Raw genomic sequence first — 20,808 nt, forward strand, 5'->3', positions numbered from 1 at the left:
GCCCAGTGCTTCACTCACAAATACTATTATTTTCTTCTCCCCCTTGGGCGGACCTCCGGCCATAAATTTTCCTGGTCGAAGGTCTGGAGGGAGTTGAGAAAACGTGCTTTAAAATCAGGGAAGCGCTGGACGAGGTCAAGCAGAAATTCCTTCACGACCTCTCTGTGGGTATGTCCGTTAACAGGGCAGGGGTTGGCAATAAACGGCAATTTCTCAGATTGTAAAAAGGACATGACTTCCTCAGCGGCAAGATAAACCAGTGGCCTGATCATGGTAAGCCCGGTACGGTCCAGAAAGGTAGATGGTGAGAATACTTTCATTTGGCCGGTATAAATCATGCTCAAAAAAAATGTTTCAATAACATCGTCAAGGTGATGGCCAAGGGCAACCTTGTTGCACCCCAGTTCAAGGGCTTTTGTATGCAGCGCGCCGCGGCGCAGGTGTGAACAAATGGCGCAGGGACTGCCTCCGTCCCGCTCTTCGAAGACTATTTTTGCAATTTCAGTTTCAACGATATGAAAAGGAACATTAATGGAGCGGCAGAATTCTTCCAGCACCTGCACATCCATCGGCCAGCCGGTCTTAACAAAAATAGTCTCCAGTTCGAACTTGACCGGCAGGAAACGGCTGATCAGTTTAAGCGCATACAGCAGGGTGACACTGTCTTTGCCGCCTGAGAAAGCAACCACAACCCGGTCGCCGTTTTCGATCATACCGAAATCATAGATGGCGCGTTTGACTCTTGCCAAAAACCACTTGCGATAATTCTTGATCATGTTTAAGCCCCTTTTACTGCCGCATTTATTAATTTGACAAATATATAATAATAAGCGCTGACAATAAAGACAAGTCCCGCAGGAATAAGTTGCATTGTCGACATAGGAGGTTTTTATAATGAATCCAAAGTGTTGGTATCATTATGCAGTAAAATAAAAATGACCACCGTATGCTCCAGCCATTATGATATGAAAAATAGCCTAGAGAGTATGAAGTCCATTCGATACTTGTAAAAACCAGAGTATTCCCTGTACTTGATTATAAATATTAAAAGTGATTATTTGTTGTGCCGGAGGAAAATATAAATTTTTTATTCAAAGTCTCTGCTTAACACCCATAAAACAAACATGGAAAGCCGCAAGCAGAGACCCGGCCACATCTGAGATCAGGTCCAGGTCGGTATCAACGAAATCTGGTTGATTATGTATACTTGGTTGGATTGTAATATCTGTAATGTATTCAATAATTTCGAAAACAGCGCCCAGGCTGATACCAACGAGTGCTATGAAAATAAATTGATTTAATTTTGATGAGAAAAATAGTGTTGTTTTCTGTTTCATCAAAGAATAAACGAAAAGTGCTATCGAGTAGATACCAAACACATGCAGCACCTTGTCGAATACCGTTGACGTTGAGTAAAGGTCAATATACTTGCCTGCATAATTGTGTAAAGGGTCTTTCTGGTTATATATAAGTTCATATAAGCCGTAACAAAAATATTCATTATGATGAATGGCAAGACTGTGTCAGTAGGGTTTTACCCTGAAGAATACAGTGCACCCATGGACTCGCACATGTAAATTCATTTTAAAAGGATAAAAAAGGTGTTGGTAAATTATTGTGATGAATTATATAATAAGATATTATTGGAGGTATCCTTAAATGATTGATATCCATAGCCATATCCTGCCTGGTCTGGACGATGGGGCGGCCAGTATGGACGAAGCCATTGCCATGGCCCGCTGCGCTGTCATGGGTGGCATCAGGCAAATGGTAGCTACACCCCACGTGAAAACAAGGCTTTACCCCAGTAGGGAAGCGATTATGGACGTAATGACAAACCTGCAAAAAGCACTGATGAACAATGGAATCAGTCTAATTATCCTGCCTGGAGCGGAATATAGAATAGATCCCGAACTACCTAAGCGGTTTTCCAGGGGTGAACTACTTACGATCAACAACAAGGGAAGATACCTGCTGGTAGAACTTCCTGACGGGTACGTTCCCGATTATACGTCCAATGTTTTCCAAGAGTTACAGCAGCAGGGCGTAACACCAATTATCGCTCACCCGGAGAGAAACAATGTCTTTATCAGAGACCATTCCCGTCTTTACGAGCTGATCGCGGATGGCGCCCTGGCCCAGCTGACTGCTGGCAGCCTGACCGGTTACTTTTGTCCTGATGTAACTGTTGCCGCCCGGGCTTTTTTGGAGCATGGCTCTGTCCACTTCATCGCTTCCGATGCGCATTCCACCAGCGGCCAGCTGCCACAGTTCGAGCCTGCAGCAAAAGAGGCAGTACGGCTGCTTGGTGAAGAGAAGGGGCACCGCTTGCTAATAGCTAACCCCCAACGGGCGATAAGAGGTGAATTTATTGAAGTTGGCGAATTGAAGAAAAAAGTAATCTAATTATGTTTCGAAGTAATAAGGGTAAATCTATGCCGAATATCTCAGCCCTTCGACCTCCAACTCCTGGTATACAAACTTGTTACCTTCCAGGAATATCCTAATCCCTTCCGGATTAATAACAGCCTCCTTAAGAATGTAGACCTTAATCCCATCGGCAATTATTACTTCATATTTTTCTGGTTCGGACGGTTCACCTTCTAATACAACAGGCATCATAGTAAGGCCAAAGCAGCCGCCACACGTCATCATCGCCTCTACAGTAACGGCTTCAGCTCTGTTGAGAATGAAGTCCCTGGCATCTTCGGAAATCTCAACTTTGATCATTTTAACAACCCCTAATAATTTTTATTACACATTAATGAAGGCAGTATCTTATGACATACAGAACATGGCAGCAACTTTTTTTCTAGCCGATATCTATGATATTTTATCATGTTTGTTATTCCTTCTACAATGATGCAAAATGGACTCTTTTCCTCATTAATTAATTGTACCATCTATTGATATTACTTTGTTACCCATCAAGAATGACGAATATTCATATTGGAACTTGTTACATATTTAGGGCTCAATAGGCTTTTAAAAGGAGAGTTTGAAGCTATGGAGCGAGGCATTTGCATTATCGGCATTCTAGTTACGAAAGGGCGAACCACGCGCCGGAAGTGCAGCAGGTGCTGACAAAGCACGGATCACAAATTTTAAGCCGCAACGGGATCCCCGACCCCGGACGCCAGAGAGGTATTATCACCTTGACCATGCAGGCCAACGATAGTGAAAGGCAAAGCCTGGAGAATGACTTAAAGAGGATCGACGGGATATCCGTTAAGTCATTTTGCCTTACTGACGCTATTGAGTAGTTGAGAAAGAGTAAAAACCCGGAATTCCACGCACTAACTACACTGTAATCCGGGTAATTTAGCTCGTTCTAAGTATAAAGCTGGGATTATAGCTTATATGCCCATATATTACTATATGGGCATATTAACTTTTTCTGGAGTTAAGAAAAACCGCTCTATTTTCAACGGATAAAGAACGGTAACATATTACCTGTATATTCCATATTTTAATATACAGGGAGGAGATAGTCACCTTTCTATTAACCCGCATCCAGTTGCAGCTAAACCCCCTCCAGAAGACCAGAATAAAAAGATAACCATTAATGAGAGACCGCATTGTCACTATCTTTTTTTATGTTCTTTATTATACTCTGCTAGATTACAAGTGTTAATACGTCGAAAATAAAACGATAGACGTCTTAGTAAATAAGGAAAAAATGAGGGTAACTTCGGCAAACCTGCCGCCGCAAAAATAACACAACGGGAAAAGCGCGGATGCGCTGCGCACCAGCGATTGAAAGTACCAAACTGCAGGCAAACCCGCTGAAGATAATAGTAGTATGAAATACCTTAGCTAGTATATTTTGATGCGTTAGAAACGATTCTAGCGCGTTTAGTTATTTTTAAAAGAAGTGAAGATATTATGTAAAACCGCATAGATTAACTAACCCGGTAGAAAACATTATGGGCGGGAAAATAATGAAGGAGTCTGCAGCCATAAAACTTCCGCCCAGCTTAGAAGGCAGTAAGCGTTGCGGGAGATTCCTTTCTAAGGGCGGGTTTACATAATATCTATTATCGGAACATAAACAGGGGTGTTTACGCATGATTATTATCAAATTTCACTCGGTCTAAGAAGAGGGATAAGAAACCGGCAGTAGTCCTTTGAGCTAAAGGCAGCAGAACCCTTGTCGCTAATCTATATGAGGCTTTATAATCTGCGTTTAAAACGTATGGCAAATATAACCGGGATGTCTTTGCATTTTGTTCAATATAACTCTCAGGCGTACTGTTTGTATATATACCATCAGAATAAACTGAATAATCTTGGTAATTTTCCTGCACCCATTTTTCGTATTCATTGTGTCCATTAAACGCTATCCCTCTGGCGTGATAAGGAACACAAAGATCTTGAGCCAAATGTAAAGCTGCCCCCAAAAAGAATATTGCCTTTTTCTTAGAGCCAGCATACCAATATGTTTCAGCCTTTTTAAAAAAGTAGCTGCATTCTGTTTTGGCATCAGGCCAGGGTCCAAATCCTTGGCCGGTCACAGGGTCAAAATAATGTGAAAAGTTCTTCCATCCTTTATCAGCCCATCCCACTCCTTTATTTATTAGCTCAAGATAATTATTCAAAAATTGGGCATAGATTTTTTTACCGTCGTTTTTAAGGATATATAGAGCTTGCCGGTTGCAAAAAAAATGGGTGTCTCCTATACCAGAAAAAAGATTCTGTATTGGAGTTCCCACTGCCAGGAACAGTTTAAGGGTGTTCCAAGAAGCTGTATCCACTTTTATTACCACTTCCCTGCTAATTATTTTATGATATATAATCCATATAATAATTTTTGAGAGAAGCAGCAAAATTATTCAGGAAAAAATTTTTAATATAATACGTACAACTTTTATTGAAAAATCGACGCGCTGGAATCGTTTCTAACGCGTTAAAAATAACTGGCTAGGGTATTTGTACCTAATTATTTCTATTTGACCTAAATGATTGTGCAACATCATAGCCCATACAAAATGCTTTTAAATTTAAACTCAAATTCTTTTCTGGAACTGCTAACCTTATAATTCTTTCAAATGTTTCCTTGGGAATTGACAAATATCCAATACCAGCGAGAGCTCCGGCCATGACAATATTTTGCACAACGGGATTACCTGCCTGAGTGGCAATGTTAGTACTCTCAATAATAAAAACCTGGGCTGAAATTTCATTGAGCTTGCCGAGCATGATATCTATGTCCGGATATTTATCCTTGCCCATAAGTACGCCAACTGGATAAACAGGACGGGGATTAACAATAACGTTTGTGCCTCGGCTGCCAAACTCCAAAACTGTTCTTACTGCTTCAACAGGCTCAAAGCAAACTATCACGTCTGCGCAGCCGGAAGGTATGATTGGACCATAAAGAAGTTTACGGGACAGTCTGATATGTGAAGACACTGAACCGCCGCGCTGGGACATGCCGTATGATTCACCGACAGTTACCTTATAACCGACAGCGGCAGCCGATTTTGCCAGGATTTCAGAAACGAGAATATTTCCCTGGCCGCCAACACCAGTAATAATTAAATTCAAAGGTTCTTTCATTTTAGTCCCCCCCTTCTACAACTATTGCGCCTGCTGGACAAAGGGTTGCACAAACTCCGCATCCCGCGCACACAGCTTCATCTATGGCTGCCTTCCCTGCAGATAGATCCCATATATTGCCAGGACAGCCCCATACTGAAGTGCAAAAGCGCCCGCAGCCGCAAGTATCACCGCGGCAGATGGACTGATCGACAAAGACCCTTTTCTTCTTTTGCCGTCGTCGTCCAGCGACAAGAGCGCATTCCTGACGCAGGATTAAGACCTTGACACCTGGCGACCTCAGCATTTTGCATATTTTTTCCGCTACCTGGTTGTTTTCAAAAGGGTCTGCTATTTCACATGTAACTCCAAAGCCCCTGACTATATCTTCAATTAGTATTTTATTTACTGGAGCACCCTGTACGGTTATTCCTGTGCCGGGGTGGGGCTGGTGTCCGGTCATGGCGGTAACGCCGTTGTCTAAAACAATACACAAAAAATCAGAGCCGCTGTAATGACCGTTAATCAAGCCGGGAATTACAGCATGGTAAAACGTTGAATCACCCACAAAGGTTAGGGCCGGCCTCTTTAAACCAAACCTGCCGAGTTTGCTTAGCCCGCCTGCAATTGTTGGTCCCGCCCCCATGCAGTGCAGAGTGTCAAAAAGGTTGAATCCTGTATCCCAGGCACCGAGAGCATAACAGCCAATATCACCGGCGACGATGCAATCTCTGCCGTCTACTGCTATAGCATTTTTGACGGCCCAAAAGGAAGCCCGGTGTGGGCAGCCTGGACACATGGCGTATTCCCGCGGCGGGATCATGGCTGCCAGTTCAGTTATTTTATTTTGAGCATAGCCGGGTTTCTCATACTGGATGCCTTTAACCCTGGCTAATGTTTTTAAAATTATGTCAACGTTCATCTCGCCGCAAGAAGGTCCGCGGGCGCCGGCAACATCACCGGAGATTTTACCAAAAAACTTTACTTTGTTTGCACTGTTCCTGGCGTAGAGAAGCATAACTCCTTCTTCAAGGAACGGGCGGACCTCTTCCGCGAAGATTACATTACTGACTCCCTTTAGCTGTGAAAGTATAAAATTCTCCGGCAGTGGATGTGTAGTTCCTACTCTAACAATCTTTACCTCGTCCCCAAGACCCAGCATATTAACTGCTTCTCTGGCGTAAAGCAGGCTGGTGCCGCTGCAGAAAATGGCGGTGTCAGCCTTTTCAGGGCCCTCGGTGAAATTTAGCCCGCACTCTTCCAGGACAACTGCGGCTTTACTTACCCTATCTCTCGCCCTCATGTGAAATACTGTTTTAGTTAAAAAGCATTCACCAGACGGAAAAACAGCTGTCCTTTTATCCTGCAGCGGTGTGTCAAGAATAACTAAGCCACGTGAGTGAGAAATCCTGGTTACAGATCGCAGCAGGACCGGCCCCTTTATCCTTTCTGACAAGTCAAACGCCAACCTGGTCATGTACTTTGCTTCTTCTACAGAAGATGGTTCAAGTACAGGGACCATAGCGGCTTTGGCCAGGTATCGCGCATCGTATTCCTTTACGCTGGAATGCCCCTGCGGGTCGTCTGCCACTGTAACTACCAGGCCACCTTTACACCCGCCGAGATTCATGCTGGTAAGAAAGTCAAAGGCCACATTTAAACCGTCAGACTTCATCACGCACATAGCTCTCAGACCGGCGAAAGATGCCGCGGCGGTACCTTCCAGAGACACTATCTCATTAACCGACCATTCAGTGTATACTTCATTGGACGGGATCCTGGCCAGGGTTTCAATTATCTCAGTGGTTGGAGAGCCAGGATATGATGCGACAAAACAAACTCCCGCCTCAATTGCGCCCCGGGCAATAGCTTCGTTTCCGTTTAATAAAACCTTATCCCCTGCCCTGCCTTCAATCACATCTTTCCAACCCATTTAGATGTCACCTCCTGTGACAAGGAAAAATTCTTTTTCTTGATCGGAAAGTTCAAGGTATTTAGCGTCTGGTCTCTCCAGAACACGTTTCTTTTTATTGAATACAGCTTTTTTGAGCAAAGGCAAGCGATCGCCAGGATATTCCTTTAATTCTATTACATCTCTTGCCGCGGCGTCCTTAACCAGGTTTGAACCTTTGGTAGTCCGCATGATTAAAGTATTCCAGCCGTAATCATACTCGGTTGAACCAACTGACAGGTCCGCCAGTTCAGATAACGGGTCATAACATATATGGCACGAATCACGGACATACTCGCGCATCTCGTCAAAAGGCAGGTAAGTTTCCTTATTCCCTCTTGCAAACTTTATGTCACCTGGAATATCCATTTTTTCGTATCCATCCAGTTTTTTATCTTTTATCAACTGGTAAAAATCAGGCGAAAATGAACCCATGCAAAAAAGTCCTATTATTAATGATATTTTCTCCCCTTTTATCTCTGCTGCTTGCTGCATTTTTCGCGCGGCTGTAGACTGACAAGGACGGCCTACAACACCGATGTGCTGGTAGCCTTTTTTCAATGCCTCCTGGAAAAGACTTAAGTTGGGCGCAGCGGTATATTTCGAGCCTGCACATGCCAGCATATCACCCGCGTCTGCAGCAATAAAAGGTTTTGCCTGGGTATAATTACCTCCAGTCATTAAAGCACAGTCTAAAATGCCTGTTTCCAAGGCGAAAATGGACAAGGCTGTTACTACACCGCCATATTGCCCCCTGCTGCGAATCGATTCATCAGTAGCTCTGGCAAAATAAATCGCTTCATAATTCCCTAGTACCAGATCAAATTCTATTGGTCCAAAAGTATCTCTTCTCAAAAGATCATAATTAGTGGAAGCTCGCGGACAGATCCTGTAGCAGTTCCCATCTGTTATCTTACAATCGTGAATAACCGCGACCCTTTCACCATAACACTTTATATATGGGCAGTAACCTACACAGGCGCCACAACCACTACATAAGCCAGGGCTAATGATGTTCTTTTTTAGCATTTCAGCAGAATTATATCCATCACCACGTTCTCCCATATAATGCACTCCCTCTATCTCAATATATAGTTAAAACTTAATGGCGTTATAATATTAATATATAAATTAAAGTTGTATATAGAATATCATATTTTTTAAAATAAGTGTATAATGTAAGGTATAATGCATAATAATAATAATACTCTGAATAGACAGATTATTAAGCTATTTTATGAAAAGTCAAAATAATGATAATTAATTGTATATTCGCATATATATAATAAAAATATAGTACTTGGAATATTTTAGACGACTCACAATAGATATCTTTGATAACTATGTTCAAATAAAAATCATTAAACCTAATTTGTATAAAGGAAATAAAAAAAAGCGGAGGCTTATAAAGCCTCCGCCGCTTTGTAGTAACTTATGCTTGCGCCATTCTCTTGTAGACTTCGTATCTTTCCTTGGCGTCTGCCTCGGTCTTCTTGAAGAGTTCTTCGGCTGCTGCCGGGAACAGTTTTGCCAGGGAGTTGAAACGGACCTCGCTCGCGATGAAGTCTCTGAAGGATTCGGTCGGCTCCTTGGAATCCAGAATAAACGGATTCTTGCCTTCCTTCTTGAGATCCGGGTTGTATCTCCACAGGTGCCAGTAACCGGACTTGACCGCTCTCTTCATTTCTTCCTGGCTCTTGGTCATGCCGCCCTTGAGGCCGTGGTTGATACAGGAGGCATAGCAGATGACCAGGGACGGTCCCTTGTACTGTTCGGCTTCCTTGAAGGCTTTAACGGTTTGTGCCATGTCGGCGCCCATAGCTACCTGGGCTACATACACATAACCATATGATACTGCCATCATACCGAGGTCTTTCTTCTTGGTCCTCTTACCAGCGGCGGCAAACTTGGCGACAGCCGCTGTAGGAGTGGACTTGGAGGACTGACCACCGGTGTTGGAGTAAACTTCGGTGTCCATAACCAGGATGTTGATGTCTTCGCCGGACGCCAGTACGTGGTCCAGACCGCCGTAACCGATGTCGTACGCCCAACCGTCACCACCGAAGGCCCAGTTGGATTTTTTGATGAGGAAGTCTTTCAGTTCCAGGATTTGCTTCAGTGTTGGATTGTCTGAAGCTTCGAGCAGCGGCACGAGTTTCTTAGTGGCAGCCTTGGAAGCGTCGCCGTCATACATGCCGTCGAGCCACTCCTGCAGAGCAGCCTTGGTCTCAGCAGTAATATCCTGAGCCAGGGCTTCTCTTGCCAGGTTGGCGATTCTTTCCTTGAGCTGTTTCACACCCAGGTATAAACCAAAGCCGAATTCGGCGCTGTCTTCAAACAGTGAGTTGGACCAGGCAGGGCCGTGGCCTTCAGCGTTCTTGGTGTAAGGCATGGACGGAGCCGCGGCGGCCCAGATAGAGGAGCAGCCCGTGGCGTTGGCCATCATCATTCTGTCACCAAACAGCTGGGTGAGCAGCTTCACGTAAGGAGTCTCGCCGCAGCCTGCGCAGGCGCCGGAGAACTCAAGCAGGGGCTGGCAGAACTGGCTGCCTTTTACAGTATATTTATCCCACAGGTTGTCTCTGATGGGAATGGTCATGGCATATTCCCAGTTGTCAGTCTGCGCGGCAGCCTGGCTTTCAAAGTCTTTCATGACCAGAGCCTTGGTCTTGGCGGGGCAGACATCCACGCAAACACCGCAGCCCATGCAGTCAAGCGGGCTGACCTGCATGCGGTAAGTGTATCCTTCCAGCTGCTTACCGACAGCCTTAAGGGTTTCAAAGCCTTCAGGCGCAGCTTTAGCTTCATCGGCATTGACAAGAATCGGCCTGATGGTCGCGTGCGGGCATACCAGCGAGCACTGGTTGCACTGGATGCAGTTTTCTTTAATCCACTCGGGAACAAAGTCTGCCACGCCGCGCTTTTCGTATTTCGCTGTGCCGGACGGGAAGGTGCCGTCTTCAATGCCCTTGAACGCGCTGACCGGGAGGTTGTCGCCTTCCAGCCTGCCGATAGGCCTTAAGATATTTTTGATGAAATCGGGCTCGTCTTTCTCTTCCACTACATCGTCAGGAGCGTTGGCCCAGGCAGCCGGCACATCAATCTTAACCGGCGCTTCAATACCCTTGTCAACAGCACCGTAGTTCATGTTGACAATGGCGTCGCCCTTCTTGCCGTAGGTCTTCTTAATTGTTTTCTTCAGTTCTTCAACCGCCTGGTCGCAAGGAATAACATTCGCCAGTTTGAAGAAAGCGGACTGCATGATCATGTTGTAGCGGTTGCCAAGGCCGAGTTCCTTGGCGATATCAACGGCGTTAATGGTGTAGAACTTGATATTTTTCTGGGCAAGAGTCCTCTTCACCGCGGCCGGCAGTTTTTCATCCAGCTCTTCCGGTTTCCAGACACAGTTCAGGAGGAAGATACCGCCCTTCTTCAGTCCGGACAGCATATCCAGGGTATAGATGTACGACTGGTTGCTGCAGGAAACGAAGTCGGCGTTGGAAATCAGGTACGGAGCCTTGATCGGCTCTTTACCGAAACGCAGGTGCGATACGGTAAAGCCGCCTGACTTCTTGGAGTCGTAGGCGAAGTAAGCCTGCGAGAACAGGCCGCCGGCGCTGCCGATGATTTCCACGGCCTGCTTGTTGGCGCCCACCGTGCCGTCTGAGCCCAAACCATAGAACTTGCACTGGATGGTTCCCTCGGGGCAGACGTCGATGTTTTCGCCCCGCGGCAGTGAAGTGTTGGATACGTCGTCCACGATACTGATGGTGAAGTTGTTCTTCGGCTGGGCGGCTTTCAGGTTGTTAAACACAGCCACGATGTCAGCCGGAAGAGTATCTTTGGAACCGAGTCCGAAACGGCCGCCGACGATCAGCGGCTTCATCTCGGCATCATAGAATGTGTTCTTGATATCGGTGTAAAGCGGTTCACCGGGTGAACCAGGAGTCTTGATCCGGTCAAGCACGGCGATTCTCTTCACAGTCTTGGGCAGTACGTCAAAGAAGTATTTTGGCGACCATGGCCTGTACAGGTGCACCTTGATCAAGCCAAGCTTATCTCCCTTGGCGTTCAGGTATTTAACAGTCTCCTCAATGGTGTCACAGACTGAGCCCATGGCCACAATGATATTTTCAGCGTCAGGCGCGCCGAAATAGTCAAACGGCTTGTATTTCCGGCCGGTCAGTTCGCCAATTTTCTGCATATATTCGTTTACGATATCAGGAACTGGCTCGAAGAACGGGCTGCAAGCCTCTCTGGCCTGGAAGAAGATATCCGGGTTCTGGTTTGAACCCCTGGTAACCGGGCGATCCGGGTTCAAGCTGTTGTCACGGAACGCTTTAATGGCATCCCAGTCAACAATCTTGGCCAGGTCATCGTATGCGATTGTTTCAACGTTTTGCTGCTCGTGCGAGGTTCTGAAACCATCATAGAAGTGCAGGAACGGTATTCTGGACTTGATAGCAGCCATGTGGGCCACGCAGCCAAGGTCTATAACCTCCTGCACGCTGTTGGAACACAGCAGAGCCCAGCCGGTTTGCACGGTGGACATGACGTCGGAGTGGTCACCGAAGATGTTCAACGCGTGGGTTGCCAGACTGCGGGCTGTTACATGCAAAACACCCGGCAAAAGTTCACCGGCGATTTTGTACATATTGGGGATCATCAGTAGTAAACCTTGAGAAGCTGTGTAACTTGTGGTTAATGCGCCCGCGCAGAGAGAACCGTGCATTGCTCCGGCCGCGCCTGCTTCAGACTGCATTTCCCTAACATCAACAGTTTGCCCAAAAATGTTTTTTAATCCCTGGGCGCTCCATTCATCCACATATTCAGCCATGGGTGAGGATGGAGTAATTGGGAATATGCAAGCGACTTCTGTAAAAGCATATGACGCGTACGCCGCTGCCTTGGTTCCATCCATGGTCTTCATTTCTTTGCCCATTTAGTTAACTAACCTCCTTATTGATTTACTTCACAAAATATCCCGTCATAACGGGCCAGTCGGAAGAAACCGCCGGCCCGATTATGACGTTATTTAATTTGTACTTTGACTATACAGGGTAGAACTGAGTGCTCTGCTTGGCCAGGTCGATATCCACCTTAAGTTTCTTGGCCATTCTCTCCTCAAGGAACTTGGGAGCTACCTGCGGGTAAATGGCGCAGGAGATGATATCTTCCTCTTTTTCCATAACATGAGCAATCATTTCCTTGGCTTTCGGCAGTTCGGGCTCGAGCATGTCGGCCGGGCGGCAGGTAATAGGCTGCTCATTACCAATGATCATCTTGCGGGCTTCCTCATTGATCGGCGCCGGAGGCCGTCCATAATAACCGCGCATGTACTGCTTCACTTCGTTGGTGCACATTTTGTAGCGTCCCATCAGAACGTTCAGCACAGCCTGTGAACCAACGATCTGGCTGGACGGTGTGACCAGCGGCGGCCAGCCGAAGTCTTCCTGCACTCTCGGCATTTCCTCAAGCACTTCCGGCAGACGGTGCAGAGCGTTGGCCTGCTGCAGCTGGGACAGGAAGTTGGACATCATGCCGCCCGGCACCTGGGAAACAAGAATTCCGGCATCCGGATATTTCTGAGCCAGGTCGAACGCTGCATACAGCGGGCGGATTTCCTTCCAGTAGTCGGCCAGTTCAATCATGGGCTCGAGGTTCAGGCCAGTGTCATATTCAGTGCCGGCAAAAGCTGAGCACATAACTTCTATTGAAGGCTGTGAGGTCTGGACTGACATTGGGGAAATGGCGCAGTCAATAATGTTGGCGCCTGCTTCAATGCCCTTCATGTAAGCCATGGAGCCCATACCGCTGGTATAGTGGCAGTGGATCTGGATGGGCAGCGTAATTCCCGCGTCTCTCATGCCTTTTACAATGTCATAGGTAATGTAGGGCGCTATAATGCCGGCCATGTCTTTTATAGCGATGGAGTGTACACCCATCCCTTCAAGCTCCTTGGCTTTTCCAACATAGTGCTCGACTGTGTGGACCGGGCTGATGGCGTAGCAAATGGTACCCTGGGCGTGCGCGCCTTCGTCAATGACGGTCTTAATCGCTACTTCCAGGTTACGGTAGTCGTTTAAAGCGTCAAAGCAACGGAAGATGTCCATGCCGTTAAAGACCGCTTTTTTAATAAACTCAATCAGGACATCGTCAGCGTAGTTCCTGTAACCGACGATATTCTGTCCTCTAAGCAGCATCTGGGTCTTGGTTTTCTTCAGGTGGCGTCTGATTACCCTGAGACGCTCCCACGGGTCGTCGCCGCAGAAACGCATACAGGTGTCAAAGGTAGCGCCGCCCCAGCACTCCATTGAATAAAAGCCGATTTCATCGTGTTTCTCCGCAATCGGGATCATATGCTCTGTCTTCATCCGGGTAGCCAACAAGGACTGGTGGGCATCCCGGAAAGTAGTATCGGTTATTAATACAGCTTTTGGTCCTTTTGCCATCTTATTATCCTCCCCTTTTATCGCTAGCCGGAGTTGTTTAGGATCCCAGTCCGACTACCTTCATCAGGTCGCGAACTGCCTGGATGGAATAATCCAAGCCCGCTTTCTCATCCGGTGTAAGATCAATTTCAAGAACCTTTTCTACGCCGTTGCCGCCGATAATGGCCGGTACGCCGGTGTAGATGTCCTTCGCCCCGTATTCGCCGTTCAGGTATGCCGCCACAGGCAGGATCCGCTTCTTGTCTTTCAATACCGCTTCAGCCATTTGAACAGCGGATGCTGAAGGAGCGTAGAAAGCGCTGCCGGTCTTCAGGAAGTTCACAATTTCGGCTCCGCCGTTAGCGGTCCTCTTAACGATTTCTGCCAGGCGATCGGCCGGGATCAGCTTGGTGACCGGTATGCAGCCTACGTTGGCGTGGCTGAGTACCGATACCATGGTGTCGCCGTGGCCGCCTAGCACTAGAGCGTTAACATCCTCGAAGGATGCGCCGAGTTCCATGGCTACGAAGGTGCGGAAGCGGGCTGAGTCAAGCACGCCGGCTTGTCCGAAAACACGGTTGGCAGGGAAGCCGCTGGCTTTCCAGGCGGTATAGGTCATAACGTCAAGCGGGTTTGAAACAACAATAATGACTGTGTTGGGTGAGTAACGGGCAAGGTTTTCAGCCACTGAGCTGACGATCTTGTAGTTGGTGTTCAGAAGGTCGTCACGGCTCATGCCTGGTTTGCGGGCAATACCGGCAGTAACGATACAAACATCTGAATCGGCAGTATCTTCATAATTATTTGTTCCTTTTACCCAGCAGTCTGTTCCTTCCAGGGGGTTGGACTGCATTAAGTCTAAGCCTTTCCCCTGCGGCACGCCTTCAATAACGTCAACGAGCACAACATCGCCCAGTTCTTTGGCTACACACCAGTGGGCTGCTGTAGCGCCAACGTTGCCTGCCCCCACGACTGTGATTTTATTCCTCTTCATAGCATACCCTCCTATTTTTTTAATGAACAAAAGCTTTGTTCATATTCACCTTCCGGTGGAGGGCCAGAATAACTAAACCTCCACCGGTTGCAATATAACTTAACCAATAATGATAAGGGCGTCTCCGCCGTTCACGGCTTGTCCCTTGGTAACTTTTACTTCCTTGACTGTGCCTGCCTTGTCGGCGGCAAGCTCGTTCTCCATCTTCATGGCTTCCAGGATTAACAGCACGTCGCCGATCTTGACAGCATCGCCGACTTTTACTTTAACATCAAGGATTGTGCCGGGCATCGGTGCGCACAGTGCGCCGCCACCGCCGCCGCCGGCAGCTGGCTTGGGAGCCGCTGCGGGAGCTGCTGCCGCTTTCGGTGCCGCTGCGGGAGCCGCTGCGGGAGCAGGAGCAGGCGGGGGAGCTGCAGCCGGCGCCGGGGGAGGAGCAGGAGCCGCGGCGGCCGGGCTTCCACCAATTTCTTCAACTTCTACTTCAAAGATTTCATCATTAACTTTAATTTTGAATTTTTTCATGCAAAATTCCCTCCTAAATGGTAGGCCTGTTCTTGTTGCCCTATTGTCTTACATGAAATCCCTCATACTCAAATCACGGCCCAGCATTAACTCGGCAAGGCCAGCCCTTTTCCAAGGGTTGCCGGCTTTGGTCACACTGCTAATCTGGTAGCCGCCTTCCGCCGAATAACCGTAAAGAGCCAGAGCCGCAGAGATAGCGGCGAGCACCTCAGGTTTAATACCGGCCTTTGCTTTTTGTTTAGCCATATATTATATCCTCCTCCATGCCGGTATTCATCACTACATGGGGATGTTGCCGTGTTTCTTCTTGGGTCTGCTTTCCCGCTTGGTGGACAGGTTCCAGAGAGCATTAATGATCCTCTCTCTGGTTTCTCTCGGGTCAATAACATCCTCAATGAAGCCCCTGGCGCTGGCGATGTACGGGTTGGCAAAGCGATCGCGGTAATCCTGCACCAACTGCTTACGCTTTTCAATCGGGTTTTCAGCCTCGGCAATTTCCTTGCGGTTGATAACGTTAACCGCGCCTTCCGGGCCCATAACTGCAATCTCGGCGCTCGGCCAGGCAAAGGTGGTGTCAGCCCGCAGCGCTGCCGCGCACATGGCCAGGTAAGCTCCACCGTAAGCCTTGCGGGTGATAATGGTGATCTTGGGCACTGTCGCTTCGGAATAGGCATAGAGCATCTTGGCGCCGTGCCGGATAATCCCGCCGTATTCCTGCTGGACACCGGGCAGGAAGCCGGGAACATCCATAAAGGTAATGATCGGAATATTGAAACAGTCGCAGAAGCGGATCTGCTTGGCAATCTTATCTGATACGTTGATGTCCAGACAGCCTGCCAGAACCCTGGGCTGGTTGGCGATAATTCCCACCACCTGGCCGTTAATACGGGCAAAGCCTACCACGCCGTTGGTAGCATAGTACTGGTGTACTTCAAACAATGAACCGGCGTCAACCACCGCGTTGATCACATTGCGAATATCATAACCCTTGTTCGCGTCGTCAGGAACGACGGTAAGCAGGGTTTCTTGAGCAAGTGCGGGCTCAACTGCCGGATAGGTCGGTGGATCTTCCAGGTTGTTCAGGGGCAGGTAGCTGACCAGCGCTTTAATCTGCGCTATGCAGTCATCCTCGTTGGCAGCCATGAAGTGCGCCACACCGCTGACCTGGTTGTGAGTCGCCGCGCCGCCCAGCGCTTCCTGGCTGACATCTTCACCAGTGGTAGCTTTGATTACCAGCGGGCCGGTGATGAACATCTGGCTGGTATTTTGAACCATCATGATGAAGTCGGTAAGAGCTGGAGAATACACAGCGCCGCCGGCGCATGGTCCCATAATTACGGAAATCTGCGGAATCACACCGGAAGCTATGGTGTTGCGGTAGAAGATCTGGCCGTATCCGTCCAGAGCGTCCACGCCTTCCTGAATGCGGGCGCCGCCTGAGTCACAGATGCCAATGACAGGCGCTCCGACTTTCATCGCCATATCCAGCACTTTGCAGATTTTGGCGGCGTGTACGCGTCCCAGCGAGCCGCCGACAACTGTAAAGTCCTGTGCGAAAATATATACCTTGCGGCCGCTTATGGTGCCGTAACCGCCAATAACACCTTCGTTCGGGTTCTTCACAGCCCTGTAATCAATCTCTGTATTTGCAAAAACATCAATTTCTTTGAAGGAACCTTCGTCAAACAGCTTTGCGATTCTTTCGCGGGCGGTATACTTGCCGCCGTCATGCTGCTTGTCAATTCTCTTCTGGCCGCCGCCGGCTGTTACATCGGCCCGCAGCTTACTTAGAATATCCAGTTTCTCCTGCATACTCATGCGATTACCTCCATTCTAGTCGCGCTCACTCAGTTCGATCAGAACACCAAAGGTGGATTTCGGGTGCAGAAATGCTATTTTTGCTCCGCCGGCGCCATACCTCGGCTTCTCGTCAATCAAACGGACACCTTTTTCTTTAAGTTCCGCTAGTGCTTTTTCAATGTTGTCAACCCGGAAAGCTATATGCTGGATGCCTGCGCCGTTCTTTTCTATATATTTGGCAATGGGGCCATCCGGTGATGTTGATTCCAGCAATTCTACCTCGCTGTCACCTACAGGGAAAAACGCAACTTTTACTTTTTGTTCTTCCACAACTTCTGTTCCCGCGGATTTCAAGCCCAAGGTCTCATAAAATTTCGAGGCTTCAGCGAGATCTTTAACCGCAATTCCGATATGGTCAACCTTTTTAAGCATCCGAATCCCTCCATGATTATTGGATTCACAATTCATAATAACCTTACCCACTAACAGAACAAACCCAGCGTGGGCTTTGGCCGGGTTTAACCCGGCCTGCCCGCGCTTTTACATATAAAGTTTACCTCTTCTGGTTAGTTCAATTTATCCTTGATGTATTGCACAACGTTGGCAAGTGGGGTGCCAGGACCAAATACTTCCGCGACACCAGCTTCTTTCAAAGCCGGGATATCGTCATCAGGGATAATCCCGCCGCCTACCACCAGTACGTCACCTGCGCCCTTTTCTCTAAGGAGATTAACTACTTCCGGGAACAGTGTGCCGTGAGCTCCTGAAAGAATACTCATGCCGACTACATCAACGTCTTCCTGCAACGCTGCCGCTACTATCTGCTCAGGAGTCTGCCTTAGGCCGGTATAAACAACTTCCATGCCAGCGTCACGCAGGGCCTGGGCAATAACTTTAGCGCCACGGTCGTGGCCGTCAAGGCCTGGCTTGGCTACCAGAACACGAATGCGTTTCTCACTCATCTGCCTTCCTCCTTCTCTCCTAGAATACGATTTGCTGCTTGTACTCGCCGAATACGTCTCTCAGAACGCCGCAGATTTCGCCGAGAGTAACGTATTCTTTAACAGCATCGATGAATACCGGCATTAAATTGGTGTCGCTCAGCGCTGCTTCGCGAACAGCTTTAAGTTTGGCTTCAACAACAGCTTGGTCTCTACCCGCTTTCATCTTCTTAAGTTTTTCAACCTGGCGTTCGCCAACGGAAAGGTCAACTTTGAGCAGTCCTTCAACCGGCTTTTCTTTCATTTGGAATCTGTTTACGCCGATAACTGTCTTCTTCTTGTTGTCAATGGCCAGCTGGTACTGGTAAGCAGAGTTGTGGATTTCCTTCTGCATGTACTCAATAGCCTTAACAGCGCCGCCAAGAGCATCGATCTTAGCGATATACTCCATGGCTTTTTCTTCCAGCGCATTGGTCAGGGCTTCAATGTAGTACGAGCCGCCCAGCGGGTCGACCACGTCGCAGACACCAATTTCATAGCCTATTACCTGCTGGGTGCGCAGGGCGATCATCACTGACTCGTCGCAGGGAAGCGCCAGGGCTTCGTCATAGGAGTTGGTGTGCAGGGACTGGGTGCCGCCCAGCACAGCGGAGAGAGCTTCAAAGGCAGTCCTCATGATGTTTACCATGGGCTGCTGCGCAGTCAGGCTGACGCCGGCAGTCTGAGTATGGAAGCGCAGGGTCCAGGATCTCGGATCCTTGGCGCCGAAACGGTTTCTCATAACCTTGGCCCAGATGCGGCGGGCAGCTCTGAACTTGGCGACTTCCTCGAGGAAGTTCAGGTGAGCATTGAAGAAGAACGAAAGGCGTCCGGCAAAAGAGTCAACATCTAAGCCGGACTTAATGGCAGCGTCAACATAGGCGATACCGTCGGCCAGGGTGAAGGCGATTTCCTGGGCAGCCGTCGCGCCGGCTTCACGAATGTGATAGCCGCTGATGCTGATGGTGTTCCAGGTCGGAACTTCTTTGGCGCAGAATTCAAATATGTTGGAAATAAGGCGCATTGAAGGTTCCGGAGGCAGAATGTAAGTGCCGCGGCAGATGTATTCCTTGATCACGTCGTTTTGAATAGTACCGTTGATTTGTGCTTTGGTAAATCCCTGCTTTTCAGCACAGGCGATGTACATGGCCAGCAGCACGCCAGCAGGAGCGTTAATGGTCATTGAGGTACTGACCTTGCCAAGCGGAATCTGGTCAAATAATACTTCCATGTCAGCCAGGGAGTCGATCGCCACACCCACTTTGCCGATTTCGCCACGTGCCAGCGGATGGTCGGAGTCGTAACCGATCTGGGTGGGGAGGTCGAAGGCGCAACTGAGGCCTGTCTGGCCTTGCTCCAGCAGGTAGCGGAAACGGGCGTTGGTTTCTTCGGCAGAACCGAATCCGGCATACTGGCGCATGGTCCAGAGACGACCGCGGTAAACGTTGGGCTGTACGCCCCGGGTATACGGAAATTCACCGGGCAGTCCCAAATCAGCGTCATAATCCATTTCTTTTAAATTCAGCGGAGTGTAAACAGTGTCAATCACAAACCCGGAGTCAGTGGCAAACTGAGCTTCTCTTTCCGGGCGCTTTTTCACTGTCGCTTCCAGCTTCGCAGCCCACTTCTCTTTCTTGGCTGCTATTTTGTCCAGTTGATCTTGTTTAAACAAGATATCTCCTCCTTCCATATATAATTATTTTCTTCCAAGCGCCTCTTTAATCAGCGCGGGGACTTCGAACGGCAGTGGAGCTACTTTGGCGCCAGCGGCCGTCAAAGCCTCTACTTTACCCTGATAGGTTCCTTTGCCGCGCTCAATAATGGCTCCCGCGTGTCCCATCCGCTTGCCAGGAGGTGCGCTTTTTCCAGCGATAAAGGCAACGACCGGCTTGGTCATTTCCTTGATGTATTCAGCGGCGATCTCTTCGTTGTTTCCGCCGATTTCACCGATCATCACAACAGCTTTGGTCTGATCGTCTTTTTCAAACATTTTCAGAACATCAACGAAGGTAAGTCCCACTGCCCGGTCGCCGCCCATGCCGACAACGGTGGACTGGCCGAGGCCGTTGGCGGTCAGGTTGCCGACGATTTCATAGGTCAAGGTGCCGGAGCGGGCAACTACGCCGACGTCGCCCTCAACAAAATACTGGTTGGGAGGGATGCCCATCTTGCACTTGCCGCCTGATACGATGCCGAATGTGTTCGGCCCGAGCACATAGGCGCCCTTACGCTTGGCATAGGCAACGATGTCGATTTCATCATATACCGGCACGCCTTCAGTTACGATAACGACTACCTTTATACCTGCTTCCAGGTTTTCCAGCGCGGCGTCTTTGGTCCCGGCAGCGGGAACAAAGATAACCGACGCGTCGATCCGGTGCTTCTCACAGGCTTCACGCACTGTGTTGTATACGGGGATGCCCTCTACTTCCTGCCCGCCTTTGCCGGGGGTGCATCCGGCAACAATTTTGGTCCCATAGGCAAGCATCTGCTTCGTGTGGAATGAAGCTTGTCTGCCGGTTATTCCCATGACTAATACATTAGTATTCTCATCAATGATAATAGCCAATTTTACTTATCCTCCCTTTT

At 48.4% G+C, this 20,808-nt stretch carries 19 protein-coding genes; 2 read left to right on the top strand and 17 right to left on the bottom strand.

What is annotated here, in order from left to right:
• Positions 1-26: 26 nt before the first annotated feature.
• Together Pmgp_RS04180 and Pmgp_RS04185 are read right to left on the bottom strand one after the other, a co-directional pair.
• A complete protein-coding gene (locus Pmgp_RS04180) occupies positions 27-776 on the bottom strand; it encodes a tRNA lysidine(34) synthetase (protein ID WP_134212719.1) in 750 nt (249 codons plus the stop codon).
• Between the two features lie 315 nt (positions 777-1,091).
• The gene (locus Pmgp_RS04185; RefSeq protein WP_486644359.1) at positions 1,092-1,511 is read right to left on the bottom strand and encodes a DUF2238 domain-containing protein; all 420 of its coding nucleotides are present in this window, start codon (positions 1,509-1,511) and stop codon (positions 1,092-1,094) included.
• A 148-nt stretch (positions 1,512-1,659) separates the two neighbouring features.
• Here Pmgp_RS04185 and Pmgp_RS04190 point away from each other — a divergent pair, with 148 nt between their 5' ends.
• Positions 1,660-2,406, top strand: coding sequence for a tyrosine-protein phosphatase (locus Pmgp_RS04190; protein ID WP_134212721.1), 747 nt, complete (start codon positions 1,660-1,662; stop codon positions 2,404-2,406).
• A 27-nt stretch (positions 2,407-2,433) separates the two neighbouring features.
• On the opposite strand, the gene Pmgp_RS04195 is transcribed toward Pmgp_RS04190, so the two are convergent.
• Positions 2,434-2,730, bottom strand: coding sequence for a CC/Se motif family (seleno)protein (locus Pmgp_RS04195; RefSeq protein ID WP_134212722.1), 297 nt, complete (start codon positions 2,728-2,730; stop codon positions 2,434-2,436).
• Positions 2,731-3,020: 290 nt separating this feature from the next.
• Between Pmgp_RS04195 and Pmgp_RS04200 the strand changes: the two genes are divergently transcribed.
• Positions 3,021-3,263, top strand: coding sequence for a hypothetical protein (locus tag Pmgp_RS04200; RefSeq protein ID WP_243119723.1), 243 nt, complete (start codon positions 3,021-3,023; stop codon positions 3,261-3,263).
• A 798-nt stretch (positions 3,264-4,061) separates the two neighbouring features.
• Here Pmgp_RS04200 and Pmgp_RS04205 read toward each other — a convergent pair.
• The 14 genes from Pmgp_RS04205 to sucD form a co-directional block, all read right to left on the bottom strand.
• On the bottom strand, positions 4,062-4,754 hold the full coding sequence (locus Pmgp_RS04205) for a zinc dependent phospholipase C family protein (protein ID WP_192902781.1): 693 nt from the start codon (positions 4,752-4,754) through the stop codon (positions 4,062-4,064).
• Positions 4,755-4,935: 181 nt separating this feature from the next.
• Positions 4,936-5,559, bottom strand: a complete 624-nt coding sequence (locus Pmgp_RS04210) for an indolepyruvate oxidoreductase subunit beta (RefSeq protein WP_134212724.1) — start codon at positions 5,557-5,559, stop codon at positions 4,936-4,938.
• 1 nt (position 5,560) lies between these two features.
• Entirely contained in the window at positions 5,561-7,471 is a 1,911-nt protein-coding gene (locus Pmgp_RS04215; RefSeq protein ID WP_134212725.1) for a thiamine pyrophosphate-dependent enzyme, read from the bottom strand.
• Entirely contained in the window at positions 7,472-8,554 is a 1,083-nt protein-coding gene (locus tag Pmgp_RS04220) for a Coenzyme F420 hydrogenase/dehydrogenase, beta subunit C-terminal domain (RefSeq protein WP_134212726.1), read from the bottom strand.
• Positions 8,555-8,921: 367 nt separating this feature from the next.
• The gene (nifJ, locus tag Pmgp_RS04225) at positions 8,922-12,431 is read right to left on the bottom strand and encodes a pyruvate:ferredoxin (flavodoxin) oxidoreductase (protein WP_134212727.1); all 3,510 of its coding nucleotides are present in this window, start codon (positions 12,429-12,431) and stop codon (positions 8,922-8,924) included.
• A 109-nt stretch (positions 12,432-12,540) separates the two neighbouring features.
• Positions 12,541-13,941, bottom strand: a complete 1,401-nt coding sequence (locus Pmgp_RS04230) for a pyruvate carboxylase subunit B (protein WP_134212728.1) — start codon at positions 13,939-13,941, stop codon at positions 12,541-12,543.
• Positions 13,942-13,978: 37 nt separating this feature from the next.
• Entirely contained in the window at positions 13,979-14,914 is a 936-nt protein-coding gene (gene mdh, locus Pmgp_RS04235; protein ID WP_134212729.1) for a malate dehydrogenase, read from the bottom strand.
• A gap of 99 nt (positions 14,915-15,013) precedes the next feature.
• Complete coding sequence (locus tag Pmgp_RS04240) at positions 15,014-15,439, bottom strand: biotin/lipoyl-containing protein (protein WP_134212730.1); 426 nt, start codon at positions 15,437-15,439, stop codon at positions 15,014-15,016.
• A 48-nt stretch (positions 15,440-15,487) separates the two neighbouring features.
• Positions 15,488-15,685 carry a hypothetical protein gene (locus Pmgp_RS04245; protein ID WP_134212731.1) on the bottom strand — a complete coding sequence of 66 codons (198 nt, stop codon included), beginning with the start codon at positions 15,683-15,685 and terminating at the stop codon, positions 15,488-15,490.
• Between the two features lie 33 nt (positions 15,686-15,718).
• The gene (locus Pmgp_RS04250) at positions 15,719-17,257 is read right to left on the bottom strand and encodes an acyl-CoA carboxylase subunit beta (protein ID WP_134212732.1); all 1,539 of its coding nucleotides are present in this window, start codon (positions 17,255-17,257) and stop codon (positions 15,719-15,721) included.
• 15 nt (positions 17,258-17,272) lie between these two features.
• Entirely contained in the window at positions 17,273-17,671 is a 399-nt protein-coding gene (gene mce / locus Pmgp_RS04255; RefSeq protein ID WP_134212733.1) for a methylmalonyl-CoA epimerase, read from the bottom strand.
• A gap of 134 nt (positions 17,672-17,805) precedes the next feature.
• Entirely contained in the window at positions 17,806-18,201 is a 396-nt protein-coding gene (locus Pmgp_RS04260; RefSeq protein ID WP_134212734.1) for a cobalamin B12-binding domain-containing protein, read from the bottom strand.
• Between the two features lie 19 nt (positions 18,202-18,220).
• Positions 18,221-19,891, bottom strand: coding sequence for an acyl-CoA mutase large subunit family protein (locus Pmgp_RS04265; protein WP_134212735.1), 1,671 nt, complete (start codon positions 19,889-19,891; stop codon positions 18,221-18,223).
• Positions 19,892-19,915: 24 nt separating this feature from the next.
• Positions 19,916-20,788, bottom strand: a complete 873-nt coding sequence (sucD, locus tag Pmgp_RS04270; RefSeq protein ID WP_134212736.1) for a succinate--CoA ligase subunit alpha — start codon at positions 20,786-20,788, stop codon at positions 19,916-19,918.
• Positions 20,789-20,808: the final 20 nt, after the last annotated feature.

Origin of the sequence: Pelotomaculum propionicicum (genome assembly GCF_004369225.1) — a bacterium.
GTDB classification, from domain to species: domain Bacteria; phylum Bacillota; class Desulfotomaculia; order Desulfotomaculales; family Pelotomaculaceae; genus Pelotomaculum_B; species Pelotomaculum_B propionicicum.